Origin of the sequence: Mesoplasma lactucae ATCC 49193 (assembly GCF_002441935.1) — a bacterium.
GTDB classification, from domain to species: domain Bacteria; phylum Bacillota_I; class Bacilli_A; order Mycoplasmatales; family Mycoplasmataceae; genus Edwardiiplasma; species Edwardiiplasma lactucae.
In genome coordinates, this window is sequence record NZ_CP023668.1 from 759,204 (window position 1) to 774,506 (window position 15,303).

Consider the following 15,303-nt stretch of genomic DNA (forward strand, 5'->3'; position numbering starts at 1 on the left):
ACAATTTGTAAAAGACTAAAAAGACATTGAAAAATGTTTTAAAATTAAAGTATACAAAGTGAGGAAAATACTAATGAAAATTACAAAAAAAGCTATGGCTGGTAGTGTTGAATCAGGAGATATCCTGGTTACTTTAGAACCATCAACCACTGATAAGCTAGATATTGTTTTAACTTCTACTTTTGATAAGCAATACCATAAAAATATTTTAGATGTAGCTGAACAACAATTAGCTGCTTTAAATATTACTTCTGGAAAAGTAATCTTAAATGATCAAGGTGCATTACCTGGTGCTATTCGCGCTAGAATAATCACTGCTGTTGATAGAATGGGAGATGCTCAATAATGAACGGTTGAAAAAGAACTACACCACGTAAAAGTATGTTATTCGTTCCTGCGAATAAACCTGCTAACTTCCGCGATTTACCAATCTACAAACCAGACACTGTAATGTTTGACTTAGAAGATGCTATTTCATTCTCAGAAAAAGATGCTACTCGTATCTTATTAAGAGAAATGTTAAAAGAAATCGACTATAACGATTATGGAATCGAAGTTTGTGTTCGTATTAACGGAATTGATACTCCATGATATGAACAAGATATTGCCGCTGTAATTGAAGGTGGAGTTGACATGATTCGTTTACCAAAAACTGAATCTGCTGATGACGTTTTAAAAACAGTTGCTTTATTAGAAAAATACGAAAAACAATTTAATAAAGGTAAAACTTTAATTGCTGCTGCAATTGAATCTGCACAAGGTGTTTTAAAAGCAGAAGAAATCGTTGCTGCTTCAGACCGTGTTCAAGTTTTAGCATTAGGAGGAGCCGACTATCTAGTCGATCTTCATGGTTCTAAAATTCCACCACACCGTACAGAATTACTATACGGACGTCAACATTTAATTCACGTAGCTCGTGCTGCTAAAATTGATGTTTTCGATGTTATTTATGGAAACACTGCTGATGAAGAAGGATTCAAAGAAGATGTTAAATACTCATTTGCTTTAGGATTCTCAGGAAAATCATGTATTCACCCTAACCAAGTTCGTTTAATTAACGATGTTATTAGACCAACTGCTGATGAAGTTGAATATGCAGTTGCTATGGTAAATGCCTTCAACGATTCTGTTAAAAAAGGATTAGGAGTATTCTTATTCCGTGGAACAATGGTTGATAAACCAATCGTTGAAAAACAACAAGAAGTTGTTGCTTTAGCAAAAGAATTTAATATGTTAAAAGGGGATGAAATCAATGAATAGTAAATACGTAAATTCAAAAAGAATGAACCAAGATATTCTTGATAAAATCAAAGGAATTGACTACCCACTAGTAGCCTTTAACCCTGATCAAGAACACATTAGTACAGTTACTACTGCTAAAAAAGAATTAGCTCACTATGGAGTACGTCGTACTAAAGTTTTAGCTGATTTAAAAACAGCTATTAAAGAAACTGGATTAGCTGATGGAATGACTATTTCTTTCCACCACCACTTGCGTGGAGGAGATATGGTTGTAGCTCAAGTTATGACTGCTATTAAAGAAATGGGAATTAAAGATTTAACCATTGCAGCCTCATCATTAACAGGAGCACACGACTTCTTAGTTGATTACATGAAAGATGGAACTGTTACAGGTATCCAAACTTCAGGTTTAAGAGACAAAATGGGAGAATACATTTCAGGTGGAAACTTAGCTAAACCTGTAATCATCCGTTCACACGGGGGACGTCCTCGTGCTATTGAATCAGGAGATTTAAAAATCGATGTTGCTTTCTTAGCAGCTTCATCTTCTGATGAAATGGGAAATGCCAATGGTTCTTTAGGTAAAGCACCATTTGGAAGTATTGGTTATGCATTAACTGATGCTCAATTTGCAAGAAAAACAGTTGTTATTACTGATACACTTGTACCTTTCCCAAACCCTGAAATTGCATTATCACAATCATATGTTGATTATGTTGTTGAAGTTGAATCAATCGGAGACCCTAGCAAAATTGCTGGAGGAGCTATTCGTTTAACCGCTTCACCAAAAGAAGAAATTATTGCCCAAAACATTGCTGGAGTAATTACTTCTTTACCTCAATTCAAAGAAGGATTCTCAATGCAAATGGGAACTGGAGGAGCTTCACTTTCAGCTATTACACCAATCCGTCAAGCCATGATTACTCGTGGAATTAAAGCTGGTTGATGTTTAGGTGGAATTACTTCTCACCAAGTTGACTTATTAAAAGAAGGATTAGTGTCAGAATTATTTGACGTTCAATCATTCGATGCTGGTGCTGGATTATCAGTTCATGAAAACCCATTACACCACCACGTAATCTCAGCTTCACAATATGCTAACGGACAAAACGATTCACCATTTGTTAACAAATTAGATTTCGTTATCCTATCAGCATTAGAAGTTGATGTTAACTTCAACGTTAACGTTATTACTGGTTCTGATGGAGTTATCCGTGGAGCTAGTGGAGGACACTCAGATACTGCAGCTGGAGCTGAAGTATCAATCGTAGCTGTACCAACTATTCGTGGTAGATTATCATCAATCGTTGATGAAGTTCAAACTATCATCACACCAGGGAACACTGTTGATATTGTTGTTACTGACTATGGAATTGCAATCAATCCATTACGTCAAGATTTAATCGACATTTTATCAAAAACAAGCTTACCAATTAAAACTTTAGAAGAAATGAAAGCATTCGCTGAAGGTATTGTTGGAAAAGCTGACGCAATCAAATATGATTACTCACACCCTGTAGCTTTAGTTGAATATCGCGACGGATCAATTAATGACATCATCTATAAAGCAATAAAAGATGATGATGAAGAAGCATAATTTAACCAAATCACAAAAAGAAACTACAAGAAATGCAATCTTAGATTCACGTGAGCTGAGATCACTTATATTAGACGACCAAATTAATACGAATAATTTAGTTGTAACCATGAGTTTAAATATTCCAGGTTATATCAAAGCAACTAAAGAAACTTCGGAATTCTTAAAAAAATTCTATTTTAATTTTTTAGGAGAATTAGGAAGTAAATATAATGTTTTAAATACTTTCTGTTTAGAAGACTTTGCTGGAGAAATTTATTTTATGATATTAGAATATTCTGATGCTTATAAAATAAAGAAACTATGTTTAGCTTATGAAGAAAAATATGGAACTCAAACCAAACTTTTAGACATCGATGTATATGAAACATTGACTCATAAAATCTCACGCACTGACGTTGGACCACATAGTCCGCGTCAGTGTTTCTTGTGTAATAACGAAGCTAAAGTTTGTGCTAATAGACAAACTCATAGCATCGAAGAATTAGATGCATTTATTGATGAACAAATTTCTAAACCAATACCATTTAAACTTTCTTTTGCTTATATTTATGATGACTTAGCATCAAAAATGCATTCTGGGGTTTTTCAAAGCGGTGAAAAACTTTTAGAAGATAACTTAGCAAAAGAATATGGAGTTTCAAGAACTTTAATTAGAACTGTAATTACTGAACTTAACTCTTTAGGAATGGTTGAAGTTAGAAAAAATGTTGGTGCGACTGTTGTTACTTTAAATAAAAAAAGTATTCTAGAAGCATCACAAACAAGAATGGCTATCGAACAAATGATTTATAGAAATATCTATGAACATTTAACTGATAGTAAAAGAACAATCTTAAGAAGATTAAAAGAAATCATGTTAAAAGTTGATCTTGATAATACTGATGATATGTTGAGAATAAATAAATTATTTAACACAATCATGCGTTCTTTATCAAACAACGAATTCATGAAAGGTATTTTTAAAAGGGTTAATGACGTTTTTAACTTAACTAACCCTAAACGATATCAAAAAGGGAATTTAAGAAAGGAATCATTTTCTGAACATATTGAATTAATTGATTCATTACTAAATGATGATGTTGAAGAAATGGAAGTTTTATTAAACCGCCATTTATTAAATGCTCAAGAAAATGCGGTGAAAGCTTATGAATAATGATTATTATTTAGATGTTGTTGATATTAACAACAAAAAGGCTATGCAAGAAGTTAGTGACTTTTTAAAAAAATTCGACTTAGAATTAGACTTTATTGATTATTGTATAACCTTAAGAAATGTTCAAACAAACGAAATCATGGCTACATGTTCAACCCAATTTAACTTAATTAAGTGTATTGCTGTTTGTTCTAAATTCGGTGGGCTAGGTTTATCAAATGTGATGGTTACTCACATGTTAGAAAGAATTTCTAACGAAGGTTATGATGAAGCATTCATCATTACTAAAGAAAAAAACCGTGACACATTTATGAAAATGGGGTTTGGAATGATTTATGAAAACGACACAATTGCGTTTTTAACTAATCGTCCTGATCGTGTAACTGATTATGAAAACTATTTAAAATCAGTTAACATTCCTGGAAACAACGGGGTTATTGTTATGAACGCAAATCCCTTTACTTATGGTCACCAATATTTAATTGAACAAGCTTCAAAACAAGTTGACACTTTATATGTTGTTCCTGTTTTAGAAAACATGAGTTTCTTTACTTATGATGAAAGAAAAGAAATGATTACTAAAGGATCAGAACAATTTAAAAACGTTAAAGTTTTAAATGGTTGTCCTTATATTATTTCTAAATCAGTTTTCCCAAGTTATTTCTTGAAATCTGATGATGAAGTTATCAAACAGCAAACAAATTTAGATGCCAACATCTTTGTTAAATTATTTAAAGAACCACTTGATGTTAAAAAACGTTTTGTGGGAACTGAACCATATTCAAAAACTACTGAAATGTATAACGAAGCCTTAGCAACTGTTATGAATGCTAATGGGATTGAATTAGTAGTAATTGATAGAAAAGATTTTGATGGAAAACCAATCTCAGCTTCAACAGCGAGATTAGACATCTTAAATCACAACGAAAAAGAACTTGAAGAAATTGTTCCAAAAACAACTCTTCAAGTTCTAAATAGCATAGATCTTGATACAAGATTAAAAACGGACAAAACAAAAATCTTTAAAGACAATTAAAAGTCTGAAAAGATTAATGTATCAACTAAAACAAGTAAATCAGCACAACCACCTGGTGAAATATTATTATTAATTGCTCAAGTGTTTAATTCATAAACTTCTTGTTCGCAACTACGATAATCTTTTTTCATAAAAGTTAATAGCTTTGCAAATTTAGCTTCAACATCCATATATTCTTTTAAACCAATCTTATTAATTAAGGTTGTATCTTGAATATGGATTAAAAGATAAATTAAGATAATGAAGTTATTTTCATTTTCTTTTAAGTGTTGTGGTTCTATAAATTGTTTATAAAAGTCATAGGCTTTAAAAACAATATCATAACCACTTAAAGCAGTTTGCCTAGCACCTGAAATCTTGTTTTGTTTATAGAGTTTCAAACCAATGCTGTTTGCAGGATTGTTTGCTAACTCATTTAATAAAGGTTTGCAAAATTCTTTAATTTCAGGAATTATTTCACTTTTCTTCTTATTCTTTAATAAAGAGTAGTAAAAGATTCCTAAACAAAAGATTAAACCTTTATGAGTATTAATATTATTGGTAGCTTTAAACATTTCTTGTTCATAGCGATAACCAATTTTTCTAAGATCATCAAATGAATGGATTTCATCTAGATTATTAGTGATATCTGTTAAGTATTTTGGAAAGATTTCATAACTCTTTTCAAAATCTTTAATTGACATATCGCTATGTGAACCACTATTTTGTTTGCTGACTAGACCTAAACTTGGATAACTGTCCATTTCACTTTTAACAGCTTTTAAAGCTGATTTATAATAGATAGACTTATTCATTAAAACATTCACCTCTTAATTCGTATTATAGAGCATATTAAGAGCGTAAAATGAAATTAACAAGGAGAAACATAATTATGACAAATATTGAAAAACACTTTAACGAATTTAAAAAACACAGACTTTCAACAATCGTAAGAACAAATGATTACGATCATGCAATGAAAATCATTGAAGGATCAATTGCAGGAGGAATTAACTTTATTGAATTAACTTTAACAATTCCTAATGTTTTTGAATTAATCAAAGAAGCTAGAAAACGTTTCCCAGATGCAAATATTGGAGCTGGAACAGTTTTAACAATTGATGATGCTAAGAAATCAATCGCTGCTGGAGCAACTTACTTAGTTGATCCTGTTTGTGATGTTGAATTATTAAAATGATGTAATGAACAAGATGTTCTTTTAATTGCATCAGGAGCAACTCCAACTGAAATGTATAACTTACAAATGGGTGGAGCTAAAATTATTAAATTCTTCCCAGCTATGATTGGTGGACCTGAAATGGTAAAACTTATTTTAAATCCATTCCCACAATTTAACTTATTAGCAACAGCTGGACCTAACCAATCAAACATGGATGAATACTTCAAAGCTGGAGTATTAGGATGTGGAATCACTGCTGATTTAGGTGGAGCACCAGTTGGTACTTCATTAGAAGAAATCACTGAAATTGCTAAAAAATATGTAGCAATTACTGCAAAATACTTATAATAATAAATTTATAAAAGGAGATTAGACTATGGCAAAAAAAACAGGTGCCCAATTAGTTATTGAAACATTAATTAATTATGGTGTTGATCATGTTTTCACAGTACCCGGCGCTAAAATCGATAAAATCTTAGATGCTTTTAACGATTATGATAATGCACCAAAACTTGTGGTAACAAGACATGAACAAAACGCTACTTTTATTGCTCAAGGAATGGGAAAACTTTCAGAAAAACCTGGTGTTGTTTTAGCAACATCTGGACCTGGGGTTTCTAACCTTGCAACTGGATTAGTTACTGCAACAGCAGAAAATGACCCAGTTTTAGCAATTGGGGGACAAGTTAATCGTAAAGACGAATTAAAACGTACCCACCAATCAATGAATAATGCAGCGTTGATGGAACCAATTACAAAATATTCTGTTGAAGTTGAATCAGCAAACGCTGTTTCTGAAGCAATTTCAAACGCAATGCGAATTGCAAACCAATCAAGAAAGGGAGCAACATTCCTTTCAATTCCAAACGATGTTCAAGGAGATATTGCTGATGTTGATCCATTAACACCAGTTCCTCATGATACTTTGGGACATGCTGATACTGGTAAAATTGCAGCTTTAGCTGAAGAAATTAAAAATGCTAAAATGCCTGTAATTATGCTTGGAATGAGAGCTCCTGAATATCGTGCGGTTAAAGAAATCCGTGCTTTCTTAGAAAAAACAAACATTCCTGTTGTTCAAACCTTCCAAGCAGCTGGAGTTATTTCAAGAGAATTAGAACCCAAATTATTCTTCGGACGTGTTGGTTTATTTAAAAACCAACCAGGAGATAGATTATTAGATGCTTCTGATCTAGTTATTACTATTGGATTTGATCCAATTGAATATGATACTGAAATTTGAAATGCTAACCGTGACAAAAAAATCTTCCATATTGACGAAACAATTGCTGAAATCGACAATCATTACCGTCCACATTCAGAATTAATCGGCGATATTGCCAGAACTGTGAGAAAATTAGCAGAGCTATCAGAGCCAAGACAAATTGGAGCTGATGCTGAAAAAATTATTGGACTTTATAAAGAAGAATTAAATAAACAACGCACTCAATATACTGAAGATAGTAATTTAGTACACCCATTACACTTTATTGACACTTTAAGAGGATTGTTAGACGATGCAAACTTCCCTGTTGTTGATGACCAAACTGTAATGTCAGTTGATATTGGTTCTTCTTATATCTGAATGGCTCGTAATATGAAAGTTTACGAACCTAAGAAACTATTATTTACCAACGGGATGCAAACTTTAGGAGTTGCTTTTCCATGAGCAATGGCCGCAAGTATTTTAAACCCAGGTAAAAAACAAATCTCAATTTCAGGAGATGGAGGATTTATGTTCTCATCACAAGAAATTGATACAGCTATCCGTGAAGGATTAAACATTACTCATTTCGTTTGAGATGACCACGCTTATAACATGGTCGAATTCCAAGAAGAAATGAAATATGGTCGTTCAACTGCAATCGAATTAGGAAAAATCGACTTTGCAAAATATGCTGAATCATTTGGGGCGAAAGGATTCACTGTTGAAAAACCAGAACAATTAGATGAAATCATGAAAGAAGCTTTAAGCTACAAAGGAGTTGCCGTTGTGCATATCCCAATTGATTATCGCGAAAACATCGATTTAGCTAAAAAAATGATTGATCCAACAGGAAGCAATTAGTAGAAAAGAAGGAAAAATTTATGGCGATTAAATTAACTTCTTATAGCAGTATTGCATCACTTTCATCAGGTGACTGAGATGGATACTTCTCATATAAAGAGATAAAAAAAACCGGTAACACCGGGGTTGGAACTTTTGATCAAGGAAATGGGGAAATGATTGCCATTGATGGTAATTATTACCAATTATTAAGTGATGGAAGTGTCAATGCTGTTCATGACGACTGGACAGCACCATATGCAGTTAATGTTAACTTCACACCTGAATTCGCTATTGAAATGGGTGAAGTTAGCCAAACTGAATATCTTAATAAAATGCTTGGTGAAATTGCAAAACATGGAAAACAATATATGTATGCAATTCGCATTACAGGAGAATGAAGTGAAATTACTTCAAGAACTGTTAGCACCATTCCAAAACCATATCCAACCATAAAAGAAATAAATAATATTCAACGTGTGAGAACCTTTGATAACATTAAAGGAAATATCGTTGGATTTTATACACCACCATACCTAAACACAGTAAGTGTTGATGGTTTCCATCAACACTTCATCAATGACACAAGAGATTGTGGTGGACATATCTTGGATTTCAAAGCTAAAAAAATGAAAATTGAATTTACGCGAGTAAATGATATTGAATTAAAAATTAATAATCATGATTTAAATTATCATGATAGTTTACAAGCTGAAATCGAAGCTGCTGAAAAAGCAAAATAATATCGATAAGTATTTTTATAAAACATAACTAAGTCTGCAAAAAGACTTAGTTTTTTTGTTATATACTTTTTTTAGAGAATAAAGGAGCTTTTATATGGCACAAAACCAAGAACCAATTGTTATTGTTAATAATGTTCATAAATCATATCCTAAAAAAGAAGTTTTAAAAGGGTTAAACTTAACTGTTAACCGTGGAGATAAAATTGCTGTTTTAGGAGCAAATGGTGCTGGAAAATCAACTTTGGTTGATATGATAGCTTTAACTTCAAAACCAACTAGTGGTGATATTCAAATTAATATTCCTGGTAGTGAAACTGAAGTTAAAAAAGAAATTGGAATTCAATTTCAACAAGGAGAATGACCAGCCGGAATTACTCCAAAAATTATGCTTAACTTTTATAAACAAGTCTTTCCAAGATTTACCGATGAAAGAGAAAAAGAATTAATTAAAGTTTTTGGAATTGAAGAATTCTATAAGCAACAAATTAAAAATTTATCTGGTGGACAAAAACAACGTTTTAATGCGATGATTTCTGATTTAAATAATCCGCAATTATTAATCTTAGATGAGTTAACAACTGGATTAGATATGAAATTACAATTCCAAATTATTAATTATTTTATTGCGACTGTTGAAAAAGAACATCAATCATTGATTATTGTTTCTCATAGACCTGATGAAGTTGAGGCTTTATGTAACCGTGCAATTATTATTCATGATGGAATTGTTTGATTTGATGATACAGTTGAAAACATTGATAAAAATTATGGAGGAGTTAAGCAATTGATGCAAAAGTACTTTGATGGTGATTTAAAAGCAGATCCAAAAGCAAATGCTCCAATCAAAGACTTTAACCCAAAACAAGGAACAAATAACGAAGGAGAACAAAGCAATGAAAAACACAAAAAAAGAAGCTGATTCAAAAAACACAAATAAGAATTATGGCTATGTTAAAAATCGCTTCGAACAAAAATGCCGTGATTTTAATTCAACCTTTGTTTTAATTGCTAAATCTTGAATTAAAGATCCAAGTGGAATTATTTCTTTATTTGTAATTCCAACCTTCTATTTTGTAATCTTTTACTTCTTATTAAGAAATAAATATTCACAATCATTAATTGGGTATTTAATGTTGCCTCCATTAACAGTGATTACAACTTTAGGAACTGGATTAATTAATTGAAAAAATTCTGTTTTCTTAAAAAGAATTGATACAACAGGAATTAGTAAAACAACCTTTTTATTATCCTTATGAACCTTTAACTTATTGGTTGGTTTATTAGGAGTATGTGTACAAATTATTGTTGGATTAATTATTGCTCAAGGTGATGCAGTTGACCAATATAATTCAATGAATTGAGGTTGATTTATCTTAGGAACAATCTTTATTTCCTTAATGTCTATTGGATTAGCAACCTTAATTGCTGGAATCTTTTCTTCACAAAGTATGGTTCAAGGAGTAACAATGATTATTTACTTCTTATCATTATTCTTATCTGGAATTATGATTCCTTATACTACTATTGGTAGTGTTAAAGCATTAAGAATTATTTCTTATTTCACACCTTATATGTATGGAAATGCTGTTACTTCAAAAAGTATTGAATCGGCATGACAAATGTTTGACGGACCAACTTATCAAGTGTTTACTGAAATCTGACAACCATGTGTTGCTAGTGCTGGAATTATCGTAGCCTTATTTGCAATCACAACCATGACTTTTAAATGAAGTTCTAATGATTAATAACAATAAGAAAACTAGCTTTTTAAAGCTAGTTTTTTACATTAGACAAATTGTTTAATTTCTCTTAGATTAGTTTATTTATCATAGCAAGATTAGTATAATAAAAGTGAACGAAAGAAAGAGGAAAATTTATTATGCCAAAATTATACAGCAATAGATTAGTAAACGCTCACAACATGGTTCATGATGCATTTGAAAACCACTACGCAATTGGTCACTTCAACATCAACAACCTAGAATGAACTAAAGCAGTTTTAGAAACTGCACAAAAAACAAATACCCCAATTATTGTAGCTACTTCAGAAGGAGCTATTAAATATATGGGTGGTATTCAAGTAGTAGTAGCAATGGTTGATGCTTTAATGGAAACATTAAACATCACTGTACCAGTTGCATTACACTTAGACCACGGTCAATCAGTAGAAATGGCTAAAGCATGTATCGACGCTGGTTACTCATCAGTAATGTTCGATGGATCACACTTACCATTCGAAGAAAACATTGAAAAAACTAAAGAAGTTGTTGCTTATGCAAAACCTCATGAAGTTTCAGTTGAAGCTGAAATTGGTTCAATCGGTGGAGAAGAAGACGGAGTTATCGGTGAAGGTGAATTAGGAGATCCAGCACAAGCTAAAACTATGGTTGCTACTGGAATTGATTTCTTAGCAGCTGGAATCGGAAACATTCATGGTCCTTACCCATCATGATGAAAATCATTAAACTTCGATCAATTAGCAAAAATTGAAGACGCAGTTCACTTCCCATTAGTAATGCACGGTGGATCAGGAGTTCCTCAAGATCAAGTTGAAAAAGCTATCTCAATGGGAGTTGCTAAAGTAAACATCAACACTGAATTACAATTAGCATTCGAAAAAGCTACTCGTGAATACGTAATGGCTGGTAAATCACAAGATATGAAAGCTAAAGGATTTGACCCACGTAAATTATTAAAACCTGGTTATGACGCAATTTGTGCAGAAATGACTAACTTAATTACTTGAATGGGATCAAAAGGAAAAGCTGACCAAATTCAAAAATAATTTGTTCAAATTTTCATAAACATTCGAATATAATATAAAAACAAATCGCTTCTAACAATCCGTTATTAGCGTTTGTTTTTTCTTTGCTAATTTTTCATTTTCTCATAGAAAAAAATTCAACGAAATAAGGGTTTTAGTTGTATAATAAAGTCTGGTATTTAAAATATTTAATTAACAAGAGAGTATTTTATATCTAGAATGAAAACATAGTCAAAGGAGACAAGATCTATGCCAAAAAAAGATATACATCCACAATACTTTGATGATGCTAAATTCGTATGTACAACTTGTGCAAACGAATTTACATGTGGAACTACTAGAGGAGAAGAAGTGAGAGTTGATATTTGTTCAAACTGTCACCCATTCTACACAGGAAACCAAAAATTCGCAAACAATCAAGGTCGTGTTGAACAATTCAAAAACAAATTTGCTAAACGTGATGCTACAAATGCAGCAGCTAAAGCAGATTCAGAAGCAAAAAAAGCTACAAACGCTAAAAAAGAAAAAGCTTCAAAATAATAAAAATGAGAACCTTTGTGGTTCTTTTTTTTTCGCCAAAAAATCTAATTGACCCTTGGTGAAACTTTTTAATATCATTAGTTGATATTATTAAGTTATATAAAAAATAAACCTTAAAGGAGGTTAGGAATTTGAGTTACAAAATTACAAAAGCAAGATTCCTTAACCAAAAAATTAAAATTAATGACTTTAACTTTGATAGCGAAAATAATGCTATTAACCAAGTCTTATTACAAAACCAAGCTGACAAAAAAACAATTACTAGAATTTTAAAAGGAAAAGAACAAATTCAAGATGGCCGTTTCTTAGTTGATGGTCTTGATTTAGTGAACCCAAAATTTGTTAAGAAAACTTCTTCATTTATCTATACTGATACTTATATTGAACGTTTTATTCCTTCAAAAATGATTTTGGTGCTTTCATCATTATTTAATCCAAACTTCTTTAGAAATGCTCGTATTAATTACTTAAGAACTAAATATGATTATTTAGCTTTTAATTCTTCAAAAGAAAACATTACTGAATTTCACTTAAAACAAGCTATGGATAAATCAATTTCAGAATTTATTCAATCAGAAACAAGAGCTGAAGAAAAAACTTTAACTGAATGACAAGAACAAATGAGTAAATTTAATATTAACCAATCAAATAAGATTTTTGGAAACCATAACTCTGTTTTAAAAGTTGTTGCTCGTTCTTATTACAAAGAATTAGCTAAGTTACAAGCATATAATTTAACTTTAACTTTCTATCAAGCTTTATGAGATGATGTTTATAAATTTAACTCTTTAAGAAACTCATGCACTTGTGAATACAACGCTAAAAAATCTTCTAATAAAGAAGTTAGAAAAATGAAACATCAGTTAAATTACAACCAAACTAAGTATGTTGTAAAAAAACAACTAAAGTATATTTCAATTCGTATTACTGAACATAGAACTTTAATTTATCGCCAAAAATTATTAGTTAAACAATTAAAAAAACAATTTAACTTAGAGTTAAAGAAGTTTTATACTCTTCAAGAACTTACAAAAGATCAACAATCTGTTTTTAACAAACAATTAAATAACTGAAGAAAATTAAATCAAGATACAACTGATATCTTTGTTAAAAACCAACAACATTACTTTTTCAAAACTCTACAAAAGAACGCTCAGTACATTGCAAAAGTTCTAGTTGTACAAATTCACCATTATCATGAAAAAGTTCTTTCTAAAGCCTTAAAATACTCAACTAAGGGTGAATACAAGATTAAGAAAAAGAATTATAAAAATAAAATTGTTGGAGTTGTGAAACAAGCAATTGAATATAACAAAGAACAAATGGAAAAATACGGAATTAACTTGGATTGATTCTTGAAGTCTACTTTCAAACTTTCATCATTAAACATTTTGTTTGTTAAAATCCTTAGAAGTATTAACTTAAATCGTGAAAATATTTTCTTCATGGACTTTGTGCACTTACTATCTGCAAATGACTTTGATAAATTTATTGAAACTTTAAATAATATTAAAAAAGATAACCCGAGATTCTGTTTTACAATTCTAGATTCACATGCTAATAAGTTCCCATATTTAGATCAAAAAATTTATTCTGAATATGAAGAACATTTTAACAGTGTAAAACTTGTTGATTTAATTAATCAATATCCAAAAGAATACAGAACTGAATTATTTGGAACTAAAAACTTATTTAGATATCAATATAAAAATAATCATTTAAAAATTTATAACAAAAAAGAACCTTATCACCAAGAAGGTTTACCAGAAAAAGGGTATGCTTTTATTAACCCATTTGAAATGAAATATGAACCAACAAGTTCTAAAACAGCACAAGACAAAATCGCTGTAATTACAGATATTAAAAAAGCACCTTACTACAATGATCCAAATATGTATTATTGTCGTAATCAAAAGGGATATAAATTCTTTTTCTATGATAATGACCATTTAGATTTAAAAAATGTTGGTCGTGGTATTATCACTTTTGATTTAGATTCTATTTCTGAATTCATTGAAACAAGATAAAAGACTAAAAAGCGGGAGAAAATATTATGAAAGAATTGAAAAAAACTGAAATTGATAAAGAACTAAATGAAATGATTGAGAAGTTTCATACTATTATCATTGCAAAACACGTAGTACCTGACTGAGATGCTCAAGGTAGTGCAATTGGTTTAGCAAATATTATTGCTGATAATTATAAAGATAAAGAGGTTATTGTTGTTGGAACAAGATTAGATAATGATAATTCTTTTTCTGATAAAAATTTAACTGATGAACAAATCAAAGAAGCATTAGTAATTGTTGTTGATACAGCAAACATTCCAAGAATTGATTTTCCAAAATGACAAGAAGCTAAATGTGTTTTTAAAATTGACCACCATTTAATTGTTGATCAATATGGTGACTATAACATGGTTGTAGAATCTGCTATAGCTTGTGCTCAAGTAGTTACCCTATGAGCTAAAAAAATGAAATTAGCTATCTCAAAAGTTGCTGCTATGAACTTATACAAAGGAATTGTGACCGATAGTGGCAGATTCTTATTTGATCAAACTGATGATGAAACATTTATTGCTGCTTCAACTTTAATGGATGCTGGAGTTGATTTAAATCAAATCCAAAAAGACTTATATCTAAGTGATTTAAATGTTCAAAAATGAAGAATGCATGCTTTTAGTGAAATGCAATTAACACCAGATGGAGTTGGCTATATTATTGCTAAAAAAGCTGACTACGAAGCTTATAAAGTTCCTGAAACTAGAGCTGTAGCGTGTCTATCAACTTTATCTGGAATTAAAGAAATTAAAATTTGATTTACAGTCATTGAGTACACAGATTTCATTGGAGTAGAACTACGAAGTAGGGACTATGCAATTAATTCTATAGCCAGAGATTTTAACGGTGGAGGACATAAACTTGCTAGTGGATGTAAACTACAATCATTTGAGGAAGTTCCAAAATTAGTTAAAGCATGTCAAGACTTAATTAAACAAGGTTAAGAATAAGGGAGATTT

At 30.9% G+C, this 15,303-nt stretch carries 15 protein-coding genes; 14 read left to right on the forward strand and 1 reads right to left on the reverse strand.

All coding sequences use genetic code 4. The features are described 5' to 3' along the window. Positions 1-73 precede the first annotated feature (73 nt). The 5 genes from citD to CP520_RS03365 are packed head-to-tail and all read left to right on the forward strand — an operon-like array spanning position 74 to position 5,031. A complete protein-coding gene (gene citD, locus CP520_RS03345; protein ID WP_096863033.1) occupies positions 74-346 on the forward strand; it encodes a citrate lyase acyl carrier protein in 273 nt (90 codons plus the stop codon). Beyond that, the gene (locus CP520_RS03350; RefSeq protein WP_096863034.1) at positions 346-1,260 is read left to right on the forward strand and encodes an HpcH/HpaI aldolase/citrate lyase family protein; all 915 of its coding nucleotides are present in this window, start codon (positions 346-348) and stop codon (positions 1,258-1,260) included. The genes citD and CP520_RS03350 overlap by 1 nt, the downstream gene beginning before the upstream one ends. A 22-nt stretch (positions 1,261-1,282) precedes the next feature. Continuing rightward, positions 1,283-2,839 (forward strand): citrate lyase subunit alpha, encoded by a 1,557-nt coding sequence (gene citF / locus CP520_RS03355; RefSeq protein ID WP_284070278.1) that lies wholly within the window; start codon positions 1,283-1,285, stop codon positions 2,837-2,839. Further along, a complete protein-coding gene (locus CP520_RS03360) occupies positions 2,820-3,995 on the forward strand; it encodes a citrate lyase holo-[acyl-carrier protein] synthase (protein ID WP_096863036.1) in 1,176 nt (391 codons plus the stop codon). The genes citF and CP520_RS03360 overlap by 20 nt, the downstream gene beginning before the upstream one ends. Next, positions 3,988-5,031 (forward strand): adenylyltransferase/cytidyltransferase family protein, encoded by a 1,044-nt coding sequence (locus tag CP520_RS03365; protein ID WP_157755783.1) that lies wholly within the window; start codon positions 3,988-3,990, stop codon positions 5,029-5,031. The genes CP520_RS03360 and CP520_RS03365 overlap by 8 nt, the downstream gene beginning before the upstream one ends. Here CP520_RS03365 and CP520_RS03370 read toward each other — a convergent pair. After that, positions 5,028-5,825, reverse strand: coding sequence for a triphosphoribosyl-dephospho-CoA synthase (locus CP520_RS03370; protein ID WP_096863038.1), 798 nt, complete (start codon positions 5,823-5,825; stop codon positions 5,028-5,030). The genes CP520_RS03365 and CP520_RS03370 overlap by 4 nt on opposite strands. A gap of 77 nt (positions 5,826-5,902) precedes the next feature. Here CP520_RS03370 and CP520_RS03375 point away from each other — a divergent pair, with 77 nt between their 5' ends. The 9 genes from CP520_RS03375 (at position 5,903) to CP520_RS03415 (ending at position 15,288) form a co-directional block, all read left to right on the forward strand. Next, positions 5,903-6,538: a bifunctional 4-hydroxy-2-oxoglutarate aldolase/2-dehydro-3-deoxy-phosphogluconate aldolase gene (locus tag CP520_RS03375; RefSeq protein ID WP_169835711.1), complete on the forward strand. Its 636-nt coding sequence runs from the start codon at positions 5,903-5,905 to the stop codon at positions 6,536-6,538. Between the two features lie 28 nt (positions 6,539-6,566). Next, on the forward strand, positions 6,567-8,258 hold the full coding sequence (alsS, locus tag CP520_RS03380; RefSeq protein WP_096863041.1) for an acetolactate synthase AlsS: 1,692 nt from the start codon (positions 6,567-6,569) through the stop codon (positions 8,256-8,258). Positions 8,259-8,278: 20 nt separating this feature from the next. Beyond that, complete coding sequence (gene budA, locus CP520_RS03385; protein WP_096863043.1) at positions 8,279-8,980, forward strand: acetolactate decarboxylase; 702 nt, start codon at positions 8,279-8,281, stop codon at positions 8,978-8,980. A gap of 94 nt (positions 8,981-9,074) precedes the next feature. Continuing rightward, a complete protein-coding gene (locus tag CP520_RS03390; RefSeq protein WP_096863044.1) occupies positions 9,075-9,917 on the forward strand; it encodes an ABC transporter ATP-binding protein in 843 nt (280 codons plus the stop codon). Continuing rightward, on the forward strand, positions 9,874-10,725 hold the full coding sequence (locus CP520_RS03395; protein WP_157755784.1) for an ABC transporter permease: 852 nt from the start codon (positions 9,874-9,876) through the stop codon (positions 10,723-10,725). The genes CP520_RS03390 and CP520_RS03395 overlap by 44 nt, the downstream gene beginning before the upstream one ends. A 134-nt stretch (positions 10,726-10,859) precedes the next feature. Continuing rightward, positions 10,860-11,765, forward strand: a complete 906-nt coding sequence (fba, locus tag CP520_RS03400; protein WP_096863047.1) for a class II fructose-1,6-bisphosphate aldolase — start codon at positions 10,860-10,862, stop codon at positions 11,763-11,765. Positions 11,766-11,993: 228 nt separating this feature from the next. Then, complete coding sequence (gene rpmE / locus CP520_RS03405; RefSeq protein ID WP_096863048.1) at positions 11,994-12,284, forward strand: 50S ribosomal protein L31; 291 nt, start codon at positions 11,994-11,996, stop codon at positions 12,282-12,284. Positions 12,285-12,415: 131 nt separating this feature from the next. After that, positions 12,416-14,311 carry a hypothetical protein gene (locus tag CP520_RS03410; RefSeq protein WP_096863049.1) on the forward strand — a complete coding sequence of 632 codons (1,896 nt, stop codon included), beginning with the start codon at positions 12,416-12,418 and terminating at the stop codon, positions 14,309-14,311. A gap of 26 nt (positions 14,312-14,337) precedes the next feature. Further along, positions 14,338-15,288 carry a DHH family phosphoesterase gene (locus CP520_RS03415; protein ID WP_096863051.1) on the forward strand — a complete coding sequence of 317 codons (951 nt, stop codon included), beginning with the start codon at positions 14,338-14,340 and terminating at the stop codon, positions 15,286-15,288. Positions 15,289-15,303 lie beyond the last annotated feature (15 nt).